30 protein-coding genes, 1 tRNA gene and 1 other RNA gene are annotated in these 20,420 nt (G+C 31.1%); 30 read left to right on the top strand and 2 right to left on the bottom strand.

The genetic code is table 11. The features are described from left to right. Position 1 precedes the first annotated feature (1 nt). From OIF36_03560 to rpmJ, 25 genes are all read left to right on the top strand, one after another. Entirely contained in the window at positions 2-310 is a 309-nt protein-coding gene (locus OIF36_03560; protein ID MCV6599537.1) for a 50S ribosomal protein L23, read from the top strand. A gap of 17 nt (positions 311-327) precedes the next feature. Continuing rightward, positions 328-1,152: a 50S ribosomal protein L2 gene (gene rplB, locus OIF36_03555; GenBank protein ID MCV6599536.1), complete on the top strand. Its 825-nt coding sequence runs from the start codon at positions 328-330 to the stop codon at positions 1,150-1,152. A gap of 14 nt (positions 1,153-1,166) precedes the next feature. Beyond that, on the top strand, positions 1,167-1,445 hold the full coding sequence (rpsS, locus tag OIF36_03550) for a 30S ribosomal protein S19 (protein MCV6599535.1): 279 nt from the start codon (positions 1,167-1,169) through the stop codon (positions 1,443-1,445). A 2-nt stretch (positions 1,446-1,447) separates the two neighbouring features. Next, positions 1,448-1,825 carry a 50S ribosomal protein L22 gene (rplV, locus tag OIF36_03545; GenBank protein MCV6599534.1) on the top strand — a complete coding sequence of 126 codons (378 nt, stop codon included), beginning with the start codon at positions 1,448-1,450 and terminating at the stop codon, positions 1,823-1,825. Beyond that, positions 1,825-2,505 (top strand): 30S ribosomal protein S3, encoded by a 681-nt coding sequence (gene rpsC, locus OIF36_03540; GenBank protein MCV6599533.1) that lies wholly within the window; start codon positions 1,825-1,827, stop codon positions 2,503-2,505. Before rplV ends, rpsC begins: the two co-directional genes overlap by 1 nt. Positions 2,506-2,514: 9 nt before the next feature. Continuing rightward, complete coding sequence (gene rplP / locus OIF36_03535) at positions 2,515-2,925, top strand: 50S ribosomal protein L16 (GenBank protein ID MCV6599532.1); 411 nt, start codon at positions 2,515-2,517, stop codon at positions 2,923-2,925. 15 nt (positions 2,926-2,940) lie between these two features. Continuing rightward, a complete protein-coding gene (gene rpmC / locus OIF36_03530) occupies positions 2,941-3,135 on the top strand; it encodes a 50S ribosomal protein L29 (GenBank protein MCV6599531.1) in 195 nt (64 codons plus the stop codon). Continuing rightward, entirely contained in the window at positions 3,135-3,362 is a 228-nt protein-coding gene (rpsQ, locus tag OIF36_03525; protein ID MCV6599530.1) for a 30S ribosomal protein S17, read from the top strand. Before rpmC ends, rpsQ begins: the two co-directional genes overlap by 1 nt. Before the next feature lie 309 nt (positions 3,363-3,671). Beyond that, positions 3,672-4,622, top strand: a complete 951-nt coding sequence (locus OIF36_03520) for a D-alanine--D-alanine ligase (protein MCV6599529.1) — start codon at positions 3,672-3,674, stop codon at positions 4,620-4,622. A 71-nt stretch (positions 4,623-4,693) separates the two neighbouring features. Further along, positions 4,694-5,371 carry a HEAT repeat domain-containing protein gene (locus OIF36_03515; GenBank protein ID MCV6599528.1) on the top strand — a complete coding sequence of 226 codons (678 nt, stop codon included), beginning with the start codon at positions 4,694-4,696 and terminating at the stop codon, positions 5,369-5,371. 504 nt (positions 5,372-5,875) lie between these two features. Next, positions 5,876-6,250, top strand: a complete 375-nt coding sequence (gene rplN, locus OIF36_03510) for a 50S ribosomal protein L14 (protein ID MCV6599527.1) — start codon at positions 5,876-5,878, stop codon at positions 6,248-6,250. Between the two features lies 1 nt (position 6,251). After that, entirely contained in the window at positions 6,252-6,566 is a 315-nt protein-coding gene (gene rplX / locus OIF36_03505; GenBank protein ID MCV6599526.1) for a 50S ribosomal protein L24, read from the top strand. Positions 6,567-6,578: 12 nt separating this feature from the next. Further along, positions 6,579-7,121 carry a 50S ribosomal protein L5 gene (rplE, locus tag OIF36_03500; GenBank protein ID MCV6599525.1) on the top strand — a complete coding sequence of 181 codons (543 nt, stop codon included), beginning with the start codon at positions 6,579-6,581 and terminating at the stop codon, positions 7,119-7,121. A gap of 9 nt (positions 7,122-7,130) precedes the next feature. Continuing rightward, positions 7,131-7,433 (top strand): 30S ribosomal protein S14, encoded by a 303-nt coding sequence (rpsN, locus tag OIF36_03495; GenBank protein ID MCV6599524.1) that lies wholly within the window; start codon positions 7,131-7,133, stop codon positions 7,431-7,433. An 18-nt stretch (positions 7,434-7,451) separates the two neighbouring features. Further along, positions 7,452-7,850, top strand: a complete 399-nt coding sequence (gene rpsH, locus OIF36_03490; protein ID MCV6599523.1) for a 30S ribosomal protein S8 — start codon at positions 7,452-7,454, stop codon at positions 7,848-7,850. A 14-nt stretch (positions 7,851-7,864) separates the two neighbouring features. Next, complete coding sequence (gene rplF, locus OIF36_03485) at positions 7,865-8,395, top strand: 50S ribosomal protein L6 (GenBank protein MCV6599522.1); 531 nt, start codon at positions 7,865-7,867, stop codon at positions 8,393-8,395. A 379-nt stretch (positions 8,396-8,774) separates the two neighbouring features. Further along, the gene (locus tag OIF36_03480; protein MCV6599521.1) at positions 8,775-9,146 is read left to right on the top strand and encodes a hypothetical protein; all 372 of its coding nucleotides are present in this window, start codon (positions 8,775-8,777) and stop codon (positions 9,144-9,146) included. Positions 9,147-9,242: 96 nt separating this feature from the next. After that, positions 9,243-10,313 (top strand): asparaginase domain-containing protein, encoded by a 1,071-nt coding sequence (locus tag OIF36_03475; protein MCV6599520.1) that lies wholly within the window; start codon positions 9,243-9,245, stop codon positions 10,311-10,313. Positions 10,314-10,339: 26 nt separating this feature from the next. Then, positions 10,340-11,206: a DMT family transporter gene (locus OIF36_03470; protein ID MCV6599519.1), complete on the top strand. Its 867-nt coding sequence runs from the start codon at positions 10,340-10,342 to the stop codon at positions 11,204-11,206. Positions 11,207-11,377: 171 nt separating this feature from the next. Beyond that, positions 11,378-11,734, top strand: coding sequence for a 50S ribosomal protein L18 (gene rplR / locus OIF36_03465; GenBank protein ID MCV6599518.1), 357 nt, complete (start codon positions 11,378-11,380; stop codon positions 11,732-11,734). An 11-nt stretch (positions 11,735-11,745) separates the two neighbouring features. After that, the gene (gene rpsE / locus OIF36_03460; protein MCV6599517.1) at positions 11,746-12,291 is read left to right on the top strand and encodes a 30S ribosomal protein S5; all 546 of its coding nucleotides are present in this window, start codon (positions 11,746-11,748) and stop codon (positions 12,289-12,291) included. A gap of 2 nt (positions 12,292-12,293) precedes the next feature. Further along, positions 12,294-12,482 carry a 50S ribosomal protein L30 gene (rpmD, locus tag OIF36_03455; GenBank protein ID MCV6599516.1) on the top strand — a complete coding sequence of 63 codons (189 nt, stop codon included), beginning with the start codon at positions 12,294-12,296 and terminating at the stop codon, positions 12,480-12,482. 1 nt (position 12,483) lies between these two features. After that, a complete protein-coding gene (gene rplO, locus OIF36_03450) occupies positions 12,484-12,987 on the top strand; it encodes a 50S ribosomal protein L15 (GenBank protein MCV6599515.1) in 504 nt (167 codons plus the stop codon). Between the two features lie 98 nt (positions 12,988-13,085). Beyond that, positions 13,086-13,455, top strand: an RNA gene (gene rnpB, locus OIF36_03445) — RNase P RNA component class A. 97 nt (positions 13,456-13,552) lie between these two features. Continuing rightward, positions 13,553-13,693, top strand: a complete 141-nt coding sequence (gene rpmJ, locus OIF36_03440) for a 50S ribosomal protein L36 (protein MCV6599514.1) — start codon at positions 13,553-13,555, stop codon at positions 13,691-13,693. Positions 13,694-13,783: 90 nt separating this feature from the next. Here the strand turns inward: rpmJ and ftsY are convergent, their stop codons facing one another. Beyond that, complete coding sequence (gene ftsY, locus OIF36_03435) at positions 13,784-14,698, bottom strand: signal recognition particle-docking protein FtsY (GenBank protein ID MCV6599513.1); 915 nt, start codon at positions 14,696-14,698, stop codon at positions 13,784-13,786. Beyond that, entirely contained in the window at positions 14,683-15,915 is a 1,233-nt protein-coding gene (gene mtaB / locus OIF36_03430; GenBank protein ID MCV6599512.1) for a tRNA (N(6)-L-threonylcarbamoyladenosine(37)-C(2))-methylthiotransferase MtaB, read from the bottom strand. The genes ftsY and mtaB overlap by 16 nt, the downstream gene beginning before the upstream one ends. Positions 15,916-16,044: 129 nt before the next feature. On the opposite strand from mtaB, the gene OIF36_03425 reads away from it, so the two are divergent. The 5 genes from OIF36_03425 (at position 16,045) to OIF36_03405 (ending at position 20,404) form a co-directional block, all read left to right on the top strand. Then, a tRNA-Leu gene (locus OIF36_03425) sits at positions 16,045-16,130 on the top strand. A 28-nt stretch (positions 16,131-16,158) separates the two neighbouring features. Then, positions 16,159-17,154: a DUF4115 domain-containing protein gene (locus OIF36_03420; protein MCV6599511.1), complete on the top strand. Its 996-nt coding sequence runs from the start codon at positions 16,159-16,161 to the stop codon at positions 17,152-17,154. Positions 17,155-17,206: 52 nt separating this feature from the next. Then, positions 17,207-18,286 (top strand): peptide chain release factor 1, encoded by a 1,080-nt coding sequence (gene prfA, locus OIF36_03415; GenBank protein ID MCV6599510.1) that lies wholly within the window; start codon positions 17,207-17,209, stop codon positions 18,284-18,286. 11 nt (positions 18,287-18,297) lie between these two features. Continuing rightward, positions 18,298-19,473: a glycosyltransferase family 4 protein gene (locus OIF36_03410; GenBank protein MCV6599509.1), complete on the top strand. Its 1,176-nt coding sequence runs from the start codon at positions 18,298-18,300 to the stop codon at positions 19,471-19,473. 7 nt (positions 19,474-19,480) lie between these two features. Further along, positions 19,481-20,404: a glycosyltransferase family 9 protein gene (locus tag OIF36_03405; protein MCV6599508.1), complete on the top strand. Its 924-nt coding sequence runs from the start codon at positions 19,481-19,483 to the stop codon at positions 20,402-20,404. Positions 20,405-20,420: the final 16 nt, after the last annotated feature.

Raw genomic sequence — 20,420 nt, 5'->3', positions numbered from 1 at the left:
AATGGTAAAGAAAAAAGAAGTGAACCCGAAAAGCTATGATATCCTTCTTTCTCCGGTAATCACCGAGAAGGCAACTATGGGTTCTGAAAACAATCAAGTTGTATTCAAAGTATCATTGAAAGCAACTAAGCCTGAAATTAAAGAGGCTATTGAGAGCATCTTTGGTGTTAAAGTTGTTTCTGTAAACACAGTTAACGTTAAAGGTAAAACAAAAAGATTTAAAGGACATCTAGGAACAAGATCTGATTACAAGAAAGCTATCGTTAGATTAGAAGACGGAGCTCAACTTGATCTTGGCACTAATGTTTAAGAAAAGGAGAAAATTAAATGGCTTTAAGAAAATATAGACCTATGACTCCTAGTCAAAGACAATTAGTGTTAATTGACAGATCTGAGTTATGGAAAGGTAGACCTGAAAAATCTCTAACAGTTGGTAAAAAAAGAACTGGTGGTAGAAACTCTCAAGGTAGACTTACAGTAAGAGGTAAAGGTGGCGGACACAAGCAAAGATATAGACTTGTTGATTTCAAAAGAAGAAAATTTGATATCGAAGCTACAGTTACTAGAATTGAATATGATCCAAATAGAACAGCTTTCATTGCTCTTATAGAGTATAAAGATGGTGAAAAAGCATACATTTTAGCTCCACAAAGACTAAATGTTGGCGATAAAGTTATAGCAGGTGAAAAAGTTGATATTAAACCTGGTAATGCTATGCCTCTAAAAGGTATACCTGTTGGTACTATTATTCACAATGTTGAATTGAAAATCAAAAAAGGTGGTCAGCTAGCTAGATCTGCTGGTGCTTATGCTCAACTAGTTGGTAGAGATGGAGAATACTCTCAAATCAAACTAACTTCAGGTGAATTAAGATTAGTTCATTCAGATTGTATGGCAACAATTGGTGCTGTATCAAATGCTGATAACTCTAACCAAAATATGGGTAAAGCTGGTAGAAACCGTTGGAAAGGTAATAGACCTAAAGTTCGTGGTGTGGCTATGAACCCGGTAGATCATCCTCACGGTGGTGGTGAAGGTAAAACTTCTGGTGGTAGACATCCTGTTACTCCATGGGGTGTTCCAACAAAAGGTTACAAAACTCGTAAAAATAAGAGAACTGATAAATACATTATCAGAAGAAGAACTAAATAGAAAGGTATTTTATTATGACAAGATCTATATGGAAAGGGCCTTTCTTTGATGGCTACTTACTTAAAAAGGCTGAGAAAGTTAGAGAATCTGGAAGAAGTGATGTTATTAAAACATGGTCTAGAAGATCTACAATCTTACCACAATTCGTTGGTCTAACATTCGGTGTTCATAACGGGCAGAAATTTATTCCTGTTCTAGTGACTGAAGATATGATTGGACATAAGTTTGGTGAATTTGCTCCGACTAGAACATACTATGGTCACGGTGCAGACAAGAAAGCGAAAAGAGGTTAGTTATGGCGAAAACAAATGCTCCAAGAGTAGAGAAAAATGAAGCTAGAGCTTTTGCTAAACACATTAGAACTAGCCCAAGAAAAATGAACTTAGTAGCAGCTTTAATTAGAGGTAAAAATGTCGCTGAAGCTTTAAGAGCTCTTGACTTCTGTAAAAGAAGAGTTGCAAATGAAGTAAAAGCTGTTTTAAACTCAGCTATTGCTAATGCGGAAAACAATCACAACTTAAATGTTGATAAATTAATCGTGAGCGAAGCTTTCGTTGGTAAATCTATCGTTATGAAAAGATTTAGAGCAAGAGCTAAAGGTCGTGGTGCTAGAATTTTGAAACCATTCAGTAATCTTACTATTGTTGTGAAAGAAGTTGAGGAGAAAAAATAATGGGACAAAAAGTAAATCCAATCGGTCTTAGACTTGGTATCAACAGAACTTGGGAAAGTCTTTGGTATGCAGGTAAAGAAGACTATGCAGATAAAATTCACCAAGACTTAGAGCTAAGAAAATTTATCAAAAAAGAACTTAAGCAAGCTGGTGTTTCTAGAGTTGTAATCGAAAGAGCAGCTGATAAAGTTAAAGTAAATATCCACACTTCAAGACCTGGTATTATTATCGGTAAAAAAGGTGCAGATATCGAAACTCTTAAAAAGAAAATCGTTAAGAAATTTGGAACTCCTGTAGCTCTAAACATTATCGAAATCAGAAAACCAGAAACAGATGCTCAACTTATATCTGAAACAATTGCTAACCAACTTGAAAGAAGAGTTTCTTTCAGAAGAGCTATGAAAAGAGCTCAACAGTCAGCGATGAGGTTAGGTGTTGGTGGTATCAGAATTAACTGTGCAGGTAGACTTGGCGGTGCTGAGATTGCTAGAACAGAATGGTACAGAGAAGGTAGAGTTCCTCTAGCTACTCTAAGAGCTGATATTGACTATGGTTTCTCAGAAGCTTTAACAACATACGGTATCATCGGTGTTAAAGTTTGGGTTTTCAAAGGTGAAGTTATGGAACATAACCCTCAAGCTAGAGACAATCGTGCTATGAAAAATAGCAAAGTAAGATAGGAGAAGTAAATGTTACAACCAAAAAGAACTAAATTTAAAAAAGCTCATAAAGGTAGAATTCATGGTAACGCTAAAGGTGGAACTACTCTGAACTTTGGGGCTTATGGTCTTAAAGCACTTTCTCCTGAGAGAATTACTTCAAGACAAATCGAGGCTGCTAGAAGAGCTATTACTAGACACATGAAAAGAAAAGGTAGATTATGGATTAGAATCTTCCCAGATGTTCCTGTGACTAAAAAACCTTTAGAGGTTAGACAAGGTAAAGGTAAGGGTTCTGTAGATCATTGGGTAGCTAGAGTTAAACCTGGAAGAGTTATGTTTGAATTAGACGGTGTTGAAGAAGAAATCGCAAGAGAAGCTTTTGCTTTAGCTTCTGCTAAACTTCCTGTTAACACTAAATTCATAACTAGAAACCACTAGAAAGGGAATTTAAAAATGAAAATTACAGATATTAGAGCTAAAAGCATCGATGAATTAAAAGCGGAAATCGTTTCTTTGAAAAAAGAACTTTTCAATCTTAGATTCCAAAAAGCTAGTGGCCAACTTGAAAATACTGCTAGAATGAGCGAAGTTAAAAAAACTGTAGCAAAAATCAAAACAGTATTATCAGAAAAGAAAGGTGAAAAATAATGCCTAAAAGAATACTACAAGGAGAAGTTGTATCAGACAAAGCTGATAAAACAGTAACAGTTCTAGTAACTAGACAAGTTATGCATCCTTTATACAAGAAGTTCGTTAAGAAATCTAAAAAATATTCTGCTCACGATGAAGATAATTCATGTAAAGTGGGAGATGTTGTTAGAATTGAAGAATGTGCTCCAATTTCTAAAAAGAAAAAGTTTAAAGTTATTAAATAGTTTTTATTCTTGATTTATTTTTGTGAAGCTTACCCTCATAGCAATACTTTAATGTATAGGCAAGGGCTCGCTTCACAGTCTAAATCAATTTAAAAATTACTTAATAAATTAAGTTAGAAACTTTTTTTAGATATTACAAATAATAAAAGCCTCAGCGATAGCGGGGCTTTTTTTATATTTAGTCTATATAATTTTTTATTATGAAGTTAATACATCTCCGCGACAATAAATAATTTATTTATTTTTTTATTATTGAATTTAAAAAAGTTATTAATATAATGTTATTAATATTTATTAAGGAGATTTTATATGGAAAAAGAATTACTTTTAAATGTTATAAATAATTTAAATGATATAAGTAAAAATGCAAAAATAGCGGTAATATGTGGTGGAAAATCAAGAGAAAGAAAAGTTTCTCTTAAAAGTGGTGAGAATTGTTATGAGGCTCTTAAAGGTTTAGGGTATTATAATTCTTTTATAGTTGATTTAAAAGGTGATTATAAAAGTGAACTCAAATGCTTTGAAATAGATATAGCTTTTCTTGCATTACACGGAACATATGGTGAAGATGGTTATATTCAATCAATTCTAGAAAATATTGGAATTCCTTACACAGGCTCAGGAGTATTAGCTAGTTCTTTATGTATGAATAAAGAGAAGACTAAAAAACATTTAAATAAAGCAGGTGTTTTAGTTCCTAAGTCATATTCTGACTCTAGTCAGATAAATTATCCTGTTTTTTGTAAGCCTATAGATCAGGGCTCAAGCCTTGCTTCTGGTGTAGCTAATAATAAACAAGAATTGCAAACTATATTAAAAGAGGTGGAGAATTGCAATTCTAAGCCTATAATAGAAGAGTTATTAATTGGTAGAGAGTTAACTGTAGGTGTTTTGCAGTTAAATAATCATATTTTTGCAACTGATATATTAGAGGTTGAAGTTAAAAATGGTAATTATGATTATAATAATAAATATACAGAAGGAGCTTTAATACATACATCTCCAGCAAATATAGATAGCTTTATAAGTAATGAAATAAAGAGTATAGCTGTAAAAGCTTTTAAAGAGTTAAGCTGCTCGGGATTTTCAAGAGTTGATTTTATACTTACAGAAGAGGGTAGGTTTTATGTATTAGAAGTTAATACATTGCCTGGGATGACAAATACTAGTGATTTACCATGTCAGTCTAAATCTTTTGGAATAAATAAAAGAAACTTGGTTAACTTAATGCTTCACTCTGCTTTGCTTAATAAGGCTTAGAATGCTTTAATATTAGACATTTGAAAATTTTATTCTTTTATGTTATTATAATGTTTATTAAGGAGATTTTTATGGAGGAGAGAGTATTGAAAAATGATAAAAATAAACACAAGCACCTTCTGCAGAGGTTAAAAAGCATAAATCCTATATTTTTTCCTGAAAAAAGAAACGAGTTATTTGCTGAATTATCTTTATTTGTTAAAGATAATAGAGAGATTAGAGATGCTCTTATTAAGATTGTTGATGAAACATCTTCTTCTCATATGCTTGAGTGTGCTTTAATAGCTTTATCGCCAGTGAGTTGTGAAAAAGAAATCTTTGATAAAATTAAGTATAATGCAGGGCATGATGATTTTCTTATAAGGAGAGCTGCAATAAAATCTCTTTCTTATAATGTAAATAATGAAAATGTCCAAAAATGTTTACTGCAAGAATTAGGGGATGAATTCTCTTATGCAGATGTAAGAAGAAATATAGTACAAGCTTTATCTCCTGTATCTCATAGAAAAAATATTAAAGAAGCTCTTTTGAATAGTTTAAATGATGATGATTTTTTTGTTAGAGAGTCTGCATTAAAATCTTTATCATCAGAGATAAATGATGAAAGAGTTTTTTTAGCTGTAAAGCAAAAGTTAAAAGATAGTGATTCTGATGTAGTAAAATTAGCATTAAAATATATATCAAAGTATTCAAAAGATCATTTACTTGTAACTTCAAAAAGCTCTATTTCTTCTAATATATATCCTTAGGCGCTCTAAATATAATTTTGTATTTCTCTTGACTTTTAATCTAAAATATAGTATATTTTCTTTAATCAAATAGATGGTTTTTGTGAGGTTTTCATCTTACTTAAGTCATTGATAATAAAAGAATAATAAGATTAACATCGTGCAATTTAAGTTGTAGCTGGTTTTTCTTAAGATTCTTTTTTTGAAAAAAATAAAGGTTTTGTCAACCTTAAAATGGCAACAAGTTAGATTTTTTTAGAATTACTCTAAGATAATCTATAAATATTTTTAAAACTAACTAAGAAAGGTTAATTGTTATTAGAGACTAGTTTAAAAATGTGTTCGCTGAAAAGAATTTTGTTTGCAATTTTTGCATGGTTAATCGTTAGAAAATGTGCGAGAAATGTATACAAAAAAAGTTTTGGCAAGTGTCACATACATATAGGTATTTGACTGCTTGACAAAATATTTCTTTTTTCTGTCTGCATTTATTCGTGCATTTAATAATGATTAGGAAATAAAAATATGATTCAAATGCAAACCAACTTGACCGTTGCTGATAACTCAGGCGCAAAACGAGTGCAGTGCATTAAAGTTTTAGGTGGATCTCATAGAAGATATGCTCGTGTGGGCGATATCATTATGGCATCTGTTAAAGAAGCTGCTCCAAACGGTAAAGTAAGTAAAGGTGATGTAGTTATGGCTGTTGTAGTTAGAACTACAAAAGAAATTAAAAGAAAAGATGGCTCAACTATCAAGTTTGATAATAATGCAGCTGTTATTCTTAATAAAAACTCAAAAGAAATGATTGGTACTCGTATCTTTGGACCTATCCCAAGAGAAATGAGAGAAGTTCCTGGTATGATGAAAATCGTTTCACTAGCTTCGGAGGTGCTATAATATGGCTTCTAAAATTAAAAAAGGTGATAATGTTATTGTTTTATCTGGTAAAGATAAAGGAAAAACAGGCGAAGTTGTTAAGTCTCTACCAAAAGATAACAAAGTTATTGTTGCTGGTGTAAACATGGTGAAAAAACATGTAAAACCATCTCCAATGTCTGCTGGTGGAATCGTTGAAAAAGAAATGGCTATTGATGTTTCAAATGTTGCTATTATCGATCCAAAAACTAAAAAACCAACAAGAGTTGGATTTAAAGTTCTTAAAGATGGTAAAAAAGTGAGATTTGCAAAAAAATCTGGCGAAGTTATTGATTAAGGAGAATAGCAAATGACATCAAGATTAAAAGAATTATATAACGATAAAATAGCTAAAGAACTTCAAGAAGAATTTGGTTATAAAAATGTTATGGAAATTCCAAAAATCACTAAAATCGTGTTAAACATGGGTGTTGGTGAAGGAATTAATGATAAGAAAAAAGTGCAAAATGCTGCTGATGAGCTAACTTTAATTGCTGGTCAAAAAGCTGTTGTTACTAAAGCTAAAAAATCTATAGCTCAGTTCAAACTTAGAGAAGGTATGCCAATCGGTGCTAAAGTTACTCTAAGAAAAGACAGAATGTATGATTTCTTAGATAGACTAGTTACTATCTCTTTACCAAGAGTTAGAGACTTCCGTGGTATTTCAGGAAAAGCTTTTGATGGTAGAGGTAATTACTCTATGGGTATCAAAGAGCAAATAATTTTCCCAGAAATCGATTTTGATAAAGTTGATCAAATCCGTGGTTTAAACGTTGTGATTTGTACAACTGCAAAAACAAATGAAGAAGCAAAAGCTTTGTTATCAAAGTTCAAGCTTCCATTTAAAAATTAGGAGGTAGCTATGTCAAAAGTAAGTATGGCTGATAAAAATAAAAAAAGAGGTGTTAAAATTCTTAAGCAACAAGCTAAAAGATCAAGAATCAAATCTAAAATTAAAAGATCTGGTGATCCAGCTGAAGTATTCGCAGCTTGTCAAGAATTAAATAATCTTCCAAAAGATGGAAATCCAATTAGATATCAAAGAAGATGTCGTATATGCGGTAGACCTCATTCTGTTTACAGAAAATTCGGCATGTGTCGTATATGTTTAAGAAAATTAGCTTCACTTGGTTTACTTCCAGGTGTTAAGAAATCAAGCTGGTAAGGAAAGGAGCACAAAATTATGGCAATTATAGATCCATTAGGCGATATGCTAGCTCGTATTAGAAACGGCCAGCAAGCTAAGTTAAAAACAATTACAAGTCCATCTTCAAAACTAAGACTGTCTGTTTTAGCAGTGTTAAAAGAAGAAGGTTATATCTCTGATTATTCAGTAGCTAAAAATGATAAAGGTTTCGATGAAATCTCAGTAGTATTAAAATACTTTGATGATGAAGGTGCTATTAAAGAACTTCACAGAGTTTCAAAACCTTCAAGAAGAGTTTACTCAAAAATTAAAGATTTACCAAAATACTATAACGGACTTGGTATCTGTATCGTATCAACACCAAAAGGTGTTATGAGTGACCACAATGCAAGAGCAGCTCACTTAGGTGGCGAAGTTCTAGCAAAAGTATTTTAGGAGGGTAGAAGATTATGTCAAGAATTGGAAATCGTCCTGTAGCTATTCCAGAAGGTGTAGAAGTTACTATTGCTGATAACGAAATCTCTGTTAAAGGGAAATTAGGTCAATTATCAATGCCTATACATGCTGATGCTGTTGTTGAGAAAAACGAAAATGAAATCGTTGTAAAACCAGCAAATGAAGCAAAGCCTACTCCAATGTGGGCAACAACAAGAGCTTTAATTAATAATCTTGTTGAAGGTGTTTCAAAAGGTTTTTCAAAAACATTAGAAATCAATGGTGTTGGTTATAAAGCTCAAGTTCAAGGTAGAGTTGTAAAACTAAACTTAGGTTTCTCACATGATGTTAACTATGAGTTACCAGAAGGTGTTGAAGCTAAAGCTGAAAAACCAACTGTATTAGTAATATCTGGTGCTGACAAACAAAAAGTTGGTCAAGTAGCAGCTGATATCAGAGCATGGAGAAAACCAGAGCCTTATAAAGGTAAAGGTGTTAAATACTCTGATGAAGTTATTATCAGAAAAGAAGGTAAAAAGAAATAGTTTTTATAGATTTTATTTTTTTGTTTCAATGGCTAACTCATGTAGTGTATTCTACACCACGGCCATTGAAACAAAATCTGAAATTTATATAAATATATTTCTTTCCAAAGAACTAAATCCCGACATTATGTTGGGATTTTTTTATGGTTAATTTATTTTACACCGCGGTCGTTGAAATCAAATCTAAAATTCAGATAAATATATTTTTTATATTTAAGGGAGTATCCCTGTTAATGGATGTTTTTTTATATCATAAATCATATGTTTGATGCTAAAATTAATTTCTGCATTTTTTATGCTAAATGACATATCTTTTGTTGAAAAAAGCTCTTTTTTATGATATTATAGCTTTTTAATATTAGTTATATAAGAGGTAAAAATGCAAAATAAAACTATACATGTTCAAATTTATGATAATCAGATTCAAAATGTAACTTTTAAACTGAGAAATAGCACTATAAAAATGTCAGAAGATAGATTCTCTGTTGAAGAGCATTTTGATAATCATAGTAGATCGATGTCTCATAAAGACTTTAAATATTTTAAATCTATTATAGCTAGTGGTGTTAAATTTTACTTTAGAGAAATGGGTGTTTCTGGTAATGCTAACACCTCAACTAATAAAGCAAAATTTGATAAATTCATAAAAAATGCAGATGATAAGTTCAGAGAGTCATCTCTTAGAAAAAAAGGCATTTTCATCAAAAGAAAAAAAGATAGTAGCAGAGTTATATATTTTTCTAAATCTTAAATATTTATTTAATCATTTTATTTTATAAAAAATAATTTTTTCTTGCAAAATTATTTATTTTGTATAAGTATAATTTAAAAAAACAGGAGGATTAAATTGTTTAATAAAAAAGTTTTAGTTCTGGTTTGTGGTGGTGTGATAACAATGAAGCCATCTGTTGATGATAGTCCTGTCTTAGATAGTAGGATTGAAGATAATGATGTAGCAAAAGATATAATGAATCATGTTCCAGGTATTGATCATATAGCTTCTATGGATGTAGAAGTCGTTTCTCAAGGTTTTTCTCATAATGTAACACTTGATAAGTGGAATAAAATAATTAATATTATTGAAGAAAAATATAATGAATATGATGGTTTTGTCATTACAACAGGGGCAGATACTATGGGGTATTTATCTTCAGCTCTTTCATTTGTTATTCAGAACTTAGGTAAGCCTATTATATTAACTGGAGCAAGAAATTCAATATATGAGATTAAAACAGATGCTAAAATTAATTTAATTAATTCACTTTGTGTTGCTATAACAAATCTATCGGGAGTTTTTGTTGTGTTCGGGAGTAAAATAATATTAGGGACTAGGGCAACTAGAACTTCTAGAATCAGTTTGGATTCTTTTTCTAGTTTTAATAAAGATGACTTTGCTGTAACAAATAATATATTCTCATCATTATCTTCAAAAAGAAACGATGATAGGTATGTAAGGCATGATATAGCTCCAGATTTTAAAAAGGGGTTTGATGACAGTGTTTTATGTTTATCTTTAACTCCAGATATGGATATTGAATTTTTAAAAGAATTATCTGATGATAGATTAAAAGCGGTTATATTTATGGTTTTAGGAACTGGAATATTGCCAAATAATTTTGTTAATACTTTAGAAAATTTGAGAAGAAGAGAAATTCCTGTTATTGTTGCTAGTGCTTGTAAAGAAGGAACTACGTCTTATACAGAGTATAAAATATTAGAGCAAAAGAATATGAATTTAAATATAATTGAAGCTTTTGATATGAGCCCAGAGTGTGTGTGCTCAAAGTGTATGTGGATGTTGGGGCAAAATGTTAGTTACAAAGATTTTAAATTTATTTTTCAACAAAATATATCAGGGGAAATAGATAGGGAAATGTGTAATTCTATATTAGAAGAGAAGCATTATATATCATTGTAATTTTAGATTTAAAGAAAAGAGTTTAGATGTCTTATTTATTAGCAGTTTTAATGGGTTTCGTTTATGCTTTCCAAAAGGTAAATGATAAAAGAATTATATCTAAGTTAAAAATAGATTATGTTTTGATGGGATTGTATAGAAACTTGGTTCCTTTGTTATTTTTGACAATACCTCTTTTGTTTTTTAATCAAGTTCATTATTTATCTAATGGGCTATTCTTGTTCTATGTTTTTTTATTATCTATATTGAATATATCTAAAACTTTGCTTTATTACAGGGCTTTAAAAAAGTTTGATATATCTTACATTACAGTTTTAAATGCATCTACTCCATTATTGATGGCATTGATGGGAGTTCTTTTTCTTAAAGAGACTTTTTCTTTATTAAATGTATTAGGTATGTTTGTTGTTGTTTCGGGAACTGTATTGTTAGAATTAAGCAGAGTTAAGAGAATATCAAGATTTCATTTTAGAAGATCTGGTTGGTTGCTTGTTGTGTTAATTATGATACTAAGTAGTTTAATTGGAGTTGTATCAAAGAAAGCTATATTAGAAGGGTCAGTTATATCATTTATTTGGAGTATTTATTTTATAATGTTTTTATTCTTTATGTTTTTTTATAAAGTTAGGCATAAAAATGTAAGAAAAATATTAAATCTATCTAAAAAACATGCAATTCCATTGGTTTTTACGGGATTCTTGCTAACTATAGCTGTTGTTCTTCAAATGTATTCATATAAGTTTTTACCAATAGGTAAGGTTGCGGGTATTGGTAGTATAGAGTTGGTTGTTATATTTATGTTGGAGTATATGTTTATTAAAAACAAATTCAATAAGATTAGAGCTCTTTCTGCGGCTATAATATTGTCGGGTATTGCACTGTTAATATTTTAGCTTTCGTATAAATAAAAAGCTTGCATTTTTTTAAAAGTAATGTTATAAAAATAATGTTTGAAAATCCCGAGGAAGATTTGTTCCTCATAAATCACGACATTAAATCGCTATTCTATTAATAAATAGGATGGTTTTTTTATTGTTTAATTTAAATTTAAGAAAGATTTTAATATGATTAAAATACAAGATAGAAGACAAAGAAGAAAAGATAGATCTAGAGCTAACCTTAAGAAAGTTTCTAAAGGTAAAGTAAGACTATCTGTTAATCGTTCATCTAAGCACATTTATGCTCAAATCATTGATGATGTTGCTGGTAAAACTTTAGTTTCAGCTTCATCTCTAGAAAAAGAGTTAAATTTGAAAAATGGTGGTAACAAAATGGCAGCAGAAGCTGTTGGTAAATTAGTTGCTGAAAGAGCTGTTAAAGCTAAAATCTCAGAAGTAGTTTTCGATCGTAGCGGACTATTATTCCATGGAAGAGTTAAAGCTCTTGCAGACGCTGCTCGTGAAGCTGGCTTAAAATTTTAAGGAGCATAAAGATGGCTAGAAATGAAAAAAATACAGAAGTAATTGAAAAATTAGTAAGCATTAACCGTGTTGCTAAAACTGTTAAAGGTGGTAGAAATATGTCTTTCGCTGCTTTAGTTGTTGTTGGTGACGGTAAAGGTAGAGTTGGATACGGTTCTGGTAAAGCAAGAGAAGTTGCTCCAGCAATCCAAAAAGCTACAGAAAATGCTAAAAAAGCAATGGTTAGAGTTCCTCTAAGAGAAGGTAGAACTTTACATCATGATACAATGGGTATCTTTGGTGCTGGTAAAGTATTTATGAGATCTGCTCCTTCAGGTACTGGTATCATCGCTGGTGGTCCTGTTCGTGCTGTTTTCGAAGCTTTAGGTCTACAAGATGTTGTTGCGAAATCTAACGGTAGCTCAAACCCATATAACATGGTTAAAGCTGTTTTTGAAGGTTTCAAAAGAATGTCAAGCCCAAGAAGTGTTGCTGCTAGAAGAGGTATCAAAGTAAGTGAAGTTCTTGGTAAAAATAATGCAGTTGAAGCTGAAGAAGCTTCTGAAAGTGAGGCATAAAAATGGCTAAGAAAACAATTACAGTTAAACAAGTTAAAAGTCCAATTGGTAGAACTAAAGATCAAAGAGCTACTTTGATTGGTTTAAAACTTAACAAAATGCATCGTGTAAGTACTTTGGAAGATACTCCATCTGTTAGAGGTATGATCAATAAAGTTCAACACCTTGTAACTATCGTAGAGGAGAAGTAACATGAGACTTAATGAATTAAGAGATAATCAAGGTGCTAGAAAAAACAGAACTAGAATTGGTAGAGGTATTGGTTCTGGTAAAGGTGGACACACAGTTGGTAAAGGTCAAAAAGGTCAAAAATCAAGATCTGGTGTGTCTATAAATGGTTTTGAAGGTGGTCAAACAAATATGTTCAGAAGACTTGCTAAAAGAGGCTTCTCACCAATCAATAGAACTAGATATGCTGTTGTTAACCTAACTGTTTTACAAGACTTTGTTGACAGAAAGAAAATAAAAGACGGTGCTAAATTAGATGCTAAAGCTCTTAAAGAAGCTGGTATCATCAATAAATTAGAAAACGGCGGTGTTAAAATCCTTGCAAAAGGTGAGCTAAAAGCTAAATTAACACTAGAAGTTCAAAAAGCTTCTGAAGCAGCTGTTAAAGCTGTTGAAAAAGCTGGTGGTAAAATAACAATAGTTGAATTACCAAAAGCAAAAACTGAAAAAGAAGAAGCTAAAAAATAATTTAAGCATTATTTTTTAAGTAAATTAAACCGTCCTATTGTAAAGTAGGGCGGTTTTTTATTGCCTAATAATTTAATATATGTTATAAGTTATGTTAAATGGATGGGTGATAACTGCGGGTACAATTGGGAAACCTAGTGCTTGAGGAAAGTCCGGGCTCCATGGGAATATGATACTGGTTAACGGCCAGCTGGAGTAATCTACGGGAAAGTGCCACAGAGAATAGACTGCCAGCTTTTGTTGGTAATGGTGAAAAGGTGAGGTAAGAGCTCACCGCTGTGCTAGTGATAGTTACAGGCAAGGTAAACCCTATCAGGAGCAAGACCAAATTAACGGGAAAAGATTCGTTCTTTAGGTGTATTCCCACACCTTATAACCGATAGGTAGGTTGCAAGAATTATGCAGTAATGTATAATCTAGATGAATAGTTATCTTTGACAGAACCCGGCTTACAGCCCGTCCATTACTTTTTTATTTATATACTTAGTCTTTTCTCTTGACTTATTCTTAAAAAAAGTATATAAATTAACTCTATTTGAAATAAAACCAAAAGAAAGTTAGAAAAATGAAAGTTGTAAACTCTTTAAAAACTCTAAAGAAAAGAAGTAAAACTTGTAAGCTAATTAGAAGAAAAGGTCAATTAATCGTTATTGATCCTAAAAATCCTAGAAATAAAGCTAAACAAGGAACTAAGAAAAGAAAATAATCTTTTTTTTATTGAATATTTATTTATAAATATAAATCCCATAATTAAATATGGGATTTGTTTTTATATTAAATAGTTTGTATTTGCTTTTTATAAGCCTAATAAATCTTCAGCGAAATCATCAGGATTAAAACTCTGTAAATCATCTATTTGCTCACCAATACCTAAATAATTTATAGGTATGTTTTTAAATTTATCAGCGATAGTAATTGTTACTCCACCTTTAGCTGTCCCGTCTAGTTTATTTAACAGTATGCCGTCTATATTTATACATTTATTAAACTCTTCAATTTGCACAATAGCATTTTGCCCCGTGGTCGCATCTATTGATAGTAAAGTTTTATGGGGTAGCTCTTCATTGTGTTTGCTTAGAACTCTTTGTATTTTTTCTAATTCAGACATTAAATTGGAATTGTTATGTAGTCTTCCAGCTGTATCAATAATTAATACATCAGTGGATTCTTTTTTTGCTGTTTCATAAGCTTCATATACTAGAGATGCAGCATCAGAGCCAATCTCTTTTTTCATAACAGGAATATCAGATCTTTTACCCCATTCTTCAAGTTGTTCTACAGCTGCAGCTCTAAAGGTATCTCCGGCTACTAGCATTACTTTTTTACCTTCATCTTTTAGTTTATTAGCTATTTTTCCTATAGATGTAGTCTTCCCAGAGCCATTAATCCCAATCATTAGTATAACAAAAGGAGATTTGCTTTCATCTATTTCTAAATCTTTAGCTATAGGTTCTAGAATAGTTTTGATTTCATTTGCTAAGAACTTTTTTATTTCTTGTTCGTTTGCTTCTTTGCCAAATTTTATTTTTGCTAAGTTTCCCACAAGTTTTTCTGTAACAGAAAAGCTTACATCTGACATTATTAAGCTATCTTCTAATTCTTCCAGCATTTCTTCATCAACTTTTTTTGATAAAAAGGCTGTTTTTAGATTTTGAGATAATTTGATTGTAGATTTTTCTAGTCCTGCTTTTAGTTTTAGCTTTCTGAACATAGTTCTCCTCTTAACACATTGTTTATGTTTACTTCTAATATTCTTATTTTTTGTATGCTACCAACTTCTGCATCCCCATCAAATACGATTCTAGAGTAGTCATCGGCTCTTGCTATAAATCCACCTTCAATAAGTGCATCTGTAGTTTTCCCAACTCTTGTTTTTAAATAATCAAACATCAGTGAGTGAGCTACTCTTCTTAATCTTTTTGCTCTTTCTTTACGAACTTTTTTTTCTATTTGTTTCATTTTAGCAGCAACAGTGTTTTGTTTTTCAGAGTAAGGGAATACATGTAAAAAAGCTATGTTACCCTTTCTTACCACATCTACAGAGTTTTCAAACATTTCTTCTGTTTCTGTAGGGAAACCAGTTATAATATCTGCTCCAAATGTAGCATCAGGTCTGATTGCTCTTATTTTTTCAATTTTTTCTAATACTTCTTCTTTTGTGTGTCTTCTTGCCATTTTATTTAGTATAGTATTGTCCCCAGATTGTAATGAGAAATGGAAATGAGACATGATTCTATTTTCTTTTTCTATTAGTTGGATAAAGTCATCATCTATATCTGCTATATCTAAAGAGGATAGTCTTAAGCGAGGAACATCACATTTATCCAATACATGCTCTATTAAGTCTTTAAGCTTAGCTCCTTCATAATTATATGAAGATATATTGACTCCAGTTAATACAATCTCATTGTATTTTTTTAGAGCATCAATTTGTTTTACTATATAACTAGGAGGAAATGATATAGCTTTTCCTCTTGCTAATCTTGTAGCACAATATGTACAAGCTTGATCACAGCCGTTTTGTATTTGAACATAAGCTCTTTGTTTATCTGTAAAATTATCTATAATAGGTGGTAGCATATAATCCATGTCTTCAACATAAGATTCTAATGAATCTAAGTTTGACCAAATATTTTCATCTAATTTAGCTATTGCTGGTATTATATAGTCAACTTCAGGCATTTTTTCGTAAGAATCTCTGTTTATTTCAGAAGCACATCCTGTTAAAACTACTTTAAAAGATGGATTTAGTCTTTTTTCTTTTCTTATAAATTGTCTTAATTGTCGTTCTGCTTCGTTAGTAACTCCGCATGAATTTATTACCAAGAGATCAAAATCTATATCTTTTATGTGCTGTTTTATTATCTCTCCTTCAAGAGTGTTTAATCTACACCCGAAAGATACTACCTTTAAATTGCCTTTTTTCATAATTTCCTTTTCGTTAAATGGTTGTTTTTTGTACTTTTTTATTATTTGCAAAAAAAATAGCATTTTTTTTAAAAAAATACTAGCTTTTTTTTTAAAATTGAGTTATAGTCTTTCTCAAATGGCATTAATGGCCTCGTGGCGGAATTGGTAGACGCCCACGACTTAAAATCGTGTGTCCTTTGGACGTGCCGGTTCAAGTCCGGCCGAGGCCACCATTTCTTTTTATTAAAAGGGTGGATACTTATGACTGATAATCATGAAAGACAAATTACAGAAACTTTAGAACTAGGCCTTACTGTCGGCTGTGTTATTCAGGATGCCAGAAAAAGACAAAAAATCAAATTAAAAACAATCTCAGAAGATCTTAAGATAAGTGTTAAATATCTTGAAGGTATTGAGCATGATGATTACTCTAAATTTCCTGGTGATGCATATATGACAGGATTTGTTAAAAATTATGCAAATTATTTAGGGTTAGATGGTGATGATGTTGTTAAGCAGCTAATAAAAGAGCAATTCTCTAATAAAAAAGCTCATGTCTTTAATAGAATGGGGCAAGAAATAGAGCCAATTAAGAAGAAAAAGCCTGTTTATGAAAAACTTATACATCAAGAAAATGGTGATTTTAGTAATCTAGGATTAATTGTTTTAGCTGTAATTATAACTCTTATAGTAATTTTATTTTCAGTGTTTAATAAAACCGCAGATGTTGTGGAGTATAATACTTCATCAATTGTATCAGAGGAAGAGGTTATTGAATCCAATGATATGCCTGTTGTTATTGATAACAAAGTAGATTTTATTGAGGAAGATTCTTTAGAAGTTGAAAAAATGCCCGAGGAGGTTGAAGAAGTTGTTGAGGTCGAAAAGACAATGCTTAATCCTCATCAAATAAGTATAGAAGAAATAGTAATGCAAGAGCCTTCTGTTTATGGTCAAAGGTTTATTAAAGATTCTCTGCTAACTATATCTTTAGATGATACATCATGGATTGATGTTTACGACAATGATGAAAGAAAAAGTGTATTTGTTGGTACTTTTTATAAAAATGATAAAATTATTGTTCCAAATAAAAAAGATTTGATATTAAATGCAGGTAATGCTGGTGGAGTTTCTTTGATTTACAAAGGGAAGCAGCTAAAATCTTTAGGTGAAAATGGAGAAGCTACAGGTTACATTTCTCTTTCTAATAGAAACCTAAGAAAAGAAAGATATAGAAAAGTTAATAAAGAAGATTAATAAGTATATTTTCCCTTGATTTTATTATTAATTTTTGATATAAATCTCTATTATGAAGTTACAAGAAAAATTAGATCCAATCTTACACAGATACGAAGAGCTCAATGCAAAGTTGGCTGACTCTAGTAATCTGGATGGTAAAGAATTAGTCGCTCTTTCTAAAGAGCATTCAAGCCTTAGCTCTGTAGTTGAAAAAATACAAGCATATCAATCATCTTTAAGTGAAATTGAAGACTTGAAGTCTATGCTGGAAGATCCAGAAATGAAAGATATGGCTCATTCAGAGTTAATTGATTTGCAAAAAAGAATACCTGAAATGGAAAAAGATATTCAGATTGCTCTTATCCCAAAAGATGAAGCGGATGAAAAAAATGCTATTCTTGAGGTTAGAGCAGGAACAGGTGGGGATGAGGCTGCTTTATTTGCTGCCGAATTATTCCATATGTATCAAAATTTTGCTAGAACTCAAGGTTGGAAGTTTGAAGTTATGGAAATTTCTGAAACAGGAATAGGGGGCTTCAAAGAAGCAACAGCCAATATTTCTGGAACAGATGTGTTTGCTAAGCTTAAGTATGAATCAGGAGTGCATCGTGTTCAAAGAGTCCCTAAAACAGAAAGTGGCGGGAGAGTGCATACTTCTGCTGCTACAGTAGCTGTTTTGCCAGAAGCAGAAGATGTTGATATTCATATAGAAGATAAAGATTTAAGAATCGATACTTATAGAGCCTCTGGTCCAGGAGGTCAGTGTGTTAATACAACAGATAGTGCTGTTAGAATTACTCATATACCTACAGGCATTGTAGTTTCTCAACAAGATGAAAAGTCTCAACACAAAAATAGAGCTAAAGGTATGAAGATTCTAAGAGCTAGATTATATGACCATCAAAGAGCTATTGCTGATGCTGAAAGATCTGCAAATAGAAAGTCTCAGGTTGGTTCTGGAGATAGATCTGAAAGAATTAGAACTTATAATTTCCCTCAAGGTAGAGTCTCAGACCATAGAATCAATTTAACCCTATATAAATTAGATAAATTTATGATGGGTGATGAAGAAGTAGTGTTAGAGATTGTTAACTCGTTAATAGCTGCTGATGAAGCAGAAAAATTAACAGCTATGCTAGAAGAAAAATAGAAAGAAATATAATGTCAAAATATTTATTGGAAAAAGCAAATGGTCAACCTGCTGTTATAATGCAGGTTCTGCCTAATTTAGAACAGGGTGGAGTAGAAAGAGGTACTGCAGATGTATCTAAAGCTATAACAAAAGCTGGAGGTAAATCTATTGTTGTGTCAAATGGTGGCAAGATAGCAGATGAGATTATGATAGCTAAGGCTCATCATATTAAACTTCCTGTTCATACAAAAAATGTTTTTAAAATGATTTCAAATGTTTTTGCTCTAAAAAAACTTATAAAAGAGTATGATGTTGATATAGTTCATGCTAGAAGTAGAGCTCCTGCTTGGTCTTGTTACTTTGCTTGTAAAAAATCTACAGCTAAATTTGTAACAACTTTTCATGCTAAATATAAATTTTCAAATCGCATAAAGAGAAAATATAACTCTGTTATGGCAAAAGGAGATAGAGTAGTTTCTATATCAAAATTTATCAAGAAATATATAAATGAAAATTATGCTTTAGATAACTCTAAGATTGATGTTGTAATTAGAGGAGTTGAATTAGAAAAATTCAATCCAGAAAAAGTTACTAATGAAACTATGTCGAAGATTATCAATGATTGGCATATTCCAGAAGGTAATCCTGTTGTGCTTTGCCCAGGTAGATTATCTAAAATTAAAGGGCAAAAAACTCTTATTGAAGCCGCTAAGATTCTTAAAGATAGAGGAATAAATGATGTATCTTATGTTTTTTTAGGATCTGATCAAGGGAGAGTTGAATACTCACAAATGCTTTTAGATGAGATTGCAAAAAATGATTTAAAAGATAATTTCTATATGATAAGTGGAACAAATGATATGCCTACAGCTTATACAATATCTGATGTTGTAGCTTGCCTTTCAGTTGTAGAGGAAGGTTTCGGTAGAGTTCCAATTGAAGCTTTTGCTATGGGGAGACCTGTTATAGCAACCAAATTGGGAGGCTTTTTAGAAACTGTTGTTGATGGTAAAGTCGGAGCTTTAATAGATAAAGAAGATTCTAAGGCTTTGGCTGATAATATAGAAAAATATTTGAAAATGACTGCAAGACAAAAAACTATGTTTGCAAATAAGGCTAAAAAACATGTTAAAGAGAATTTTTCATCAGATGTTATGATAAAATCTTTATTTTCTGTTTATAACTCATTATTAGAGGATGAATAATTACTTTATGAAAGAATACAAAAATATTTTAATAATTAAGCTTTCTGCTTTCGGAGATTTTTTATTTGCTTTAGGTGATATGAAGTATATAAGAGAGAGGTATCCTAATGCTAGAATTACTTTATTAACTACTAAACCTTTTAAGGAAATGGCTAAGAAAACAGGCTATTTTGATAGAATTATAATAGATGATAGAGTGAAGAAAAAAGACATTAATAAGAAAAACTTAAAGAAGATATTTGAGTTTTATAAAAGACTGAGATACAGATTCAAAAGTATAGATCTTGTTGCTGATATGCAATGTAATGATAGGATGAAGTTTTATTATTGGTTACTATTTCCTCTAAAAAAGCCAGACTGGTGCAGGTTTACTAAAATGAAATTTAGAATATTTAATGTATATCCTAAAAGAAAACTTTTGCCTAATAAAGAGAAACCTAATCTAGATTGGTTAAATGAAGATATTAATAAATTTAATTTACCAGAAAAATATGTTTTAATAGTTGCTGGTTGTTCTGCACATAGACCTTTAAAAAGATGGTCTTCTTTATCTTATGCTAGACTGGCAAATATGTTGTATGCTAAACATGGCTATACTCCTGTTCTAATAGGAACAAAAGCAGAGAAAAAAGAGAACTCAGAGATAATGAATCACTGTTCAATGGCTATAGATTTAACTTCTAAAACAAATATATTCGAGCTTGGAGAGATTTGTAAAAAGGCTTCTTTATGTGTATCTAATGATACAGGTCCAGCTATTATGTCAGGTGTTGCTAATTGCCCTACATTAGTTTTATATGCTTCTACAGAATCAAACGAAGCATCTTTGCCTCCGGGAGATAAAGTAGATTTTATGAAAGTCGAGCATTTAAAAGATTTAACTCCTGAAGATGTTTATAAAAAATTAAATAAAATCAAGTTTATTAAATAGTATTAATAAATATGAT

It is taken from the genome of Alphaproteobacteria bacterium, assembly GCA_025800285.1.
GTDB lineage: Bacteria > Pseudomonadota > Alphaproteobacteria > JAOXRX01 > JAOXRX01 > JAOXRX01.
The sequence above is the reverse complement of the archived record's forward strand: the minus strand, read 5'-3'. Positions and strand labels throughout refer to the sequence as shown.

Coding starts and splice junctions, on each gene's coding strand:
- OIF36_03560 (MCV6599537.1), top strand. CDS start 2: ATGGTAAAGAAAAAAGAAGTGAACCCGAAAAGCTATGATATCCTTCTT.
- rplB (MCV6599536.1), top strand. CDS start 328: ATGGCTTTAAGAAAATATAGACCTATGACTCCTAGTCAAAGACAATTA.
- rpsS (MCV6599535.1), top strand. CDS start 1,167: ATGACAAGATCTATATGGAAAGGGCCTTTCTTTGATGGCTACTTACTT.
- rplV (MCV6599534.1), top strand. CDS start 1,448: ATGGCGAAAACAAATGCTCCAAGAGTAGAGAAAAATGAAGCTAGAGCT.
- rpsC (MCV6599533.1), top strand. CDS start 1,825: ATGGGACAAAAAGTAAATCCAATCGGTCTTAGACTTGGTATCAACAGA.
- rplP (MCV6599532.1), top strand. CDS start 2,515: ATGTTACAACCAAAAAGAACTAAATTTAAAAAAGCTCATAAAGGTAGA.
- rpmC (MCV6599531.1), top strand. CDS start 2,941: ATGAAAATTACAGATATTAGAGCTAAAAGCATCGATGAATTAAAAGCG.
- rpsQ (MCV6599530.1), top strand. CDS start 3,135: ATGCCTAAAAGAATACTACAAGGAGAAGTTGTATCAGACAAAGCTGAT.
- OIF36_03520 (MCV6599529.1), top strand. CDS start 3,672: ATGGAAAAAGAATTACTTTTAAATGTTATAAATAATTTAAATGATATA.
- OIF36_03515 (MCV6599528.1), top strand. CDS start 4,694: ATGGAGGAGAGAGTATTGAAAAATGATAAAAATAAACACAAGCACCTT.
- rplN (MCV6599527.1), top strand. CDS start 5,876: ATGATTCAAATGCAAACCAACTTGACCGTTGCTGATAACTCAGGCGCA.
- rplX (MCV6599526.1), top strand. CDS start 6,252: ATGGCTTCTAAAATTAAAAAAGGTGATAATGTTATTGTTTTATCTGGT.
- rplE (MCV6599525.1), top strand. CDS start 6,579: ATGACATCAAGATTAAAAGAATTATATAACGATAAAATAGCTAAAGAA.
- rpsN (MCV6599524.1), top strand. CDS start 7,131: ATGTCAAAAGTAAGTATGGCTGATAAAAATAAAAAAAGAGGTGTTAAA.
- rpsH (MCV6599523.1), top strand. CDS start 7,452: ATGGCAATTATAGATCCATTAGGCGATATGCTAGCTCGTATTAGAAAC.
- rplF (MCV6599522.1), top strand. CDS start 7,865: ATGTCAAGAATTGGAAATCGTCCTGTAGCTATTCCAGAAGGTGTAGAA.
- OIF36_03480 (MCV6599521.1), top strand. CDS start 8,775: ATGCAAAATAAAACTATACATGTTCAAATTTATGATAATCAGATTCAA.
- OIF36_03470 (MCV6599519.1), top strand. CDS start 10,340: ATGTCTTATTTATTAGCAGTTTTAATGGGTTTCGTTTATGCTTTCCAA.
- rplR (MCV6599518.1), top strand. CDS start 11,378: ATGATTAAAATACAAGATAGAAGACAAAGAAGAAAAGATAGATCTAGA.
- rpsE (MCV6599517.1), top strand. CDS start 11,746: ATGGCTAGAAATGAAAAAAATACAGAAGTAATTGAAAAATTAGTAAGC.
- rpmD (MCV6599516.1), top strand. CDS start 12,294: ATGGCTAAGAAAACAATTACAGTTAAACAAGTTAAAAGTCCAATTGGT.
- rplO (MCV6599515.1), top strand. CDS start 12,484: ATGAGACTTAATGAATTAAGAGATAATCAAGGTGCTAGAAAAAACAGA.
- rpmJ (MCV6599514.1), top strand. CDS start 13,553: ATGAAAGTTGTAAACTCTTTAAAAACTCTAAAGAAAAGAAGTAAAACT.
- ftsY (MCV6599513.1), bottom strand. CDS start 14,698: ATGTTCAGAAAGCTAAAACTAAAAGCAGGACTAGAAAAATCTACAATC.
- mtaB (MCV6599512.1), bottom strand. CDS start 15,915: ATGAAAAAAGGCAATTTAAAGGTAGTATCTTTCGGGTGTAGATTAAAC.
- OIF36_03420 (MCV6599511.1), top strand. CDS start 16,159: ATGACTGATAATCATGAAAGACAAATTACAGAAACTTTAGAACTAGGC.
- prfA (MCV6599510.1), top strand. CDS start 17,207: ATGAAGTTACAAGAAAAATTAGATCCAATCTTACACAGATACGAAGAG.
- OIF36_03410 (MCV6599509.1), top strand. CDS start 18,298: ATGTCAAAATATTTATTGGAAAAAGCAAATGGTCAACCTGCTGTTATA.
- OIF36_03405 (MCV6599508.1), top strand. CDS start 19,481: ATGAAAGAATACAAAAATATTTTAATAATTAAGCTTTCTGCTTTCGGA.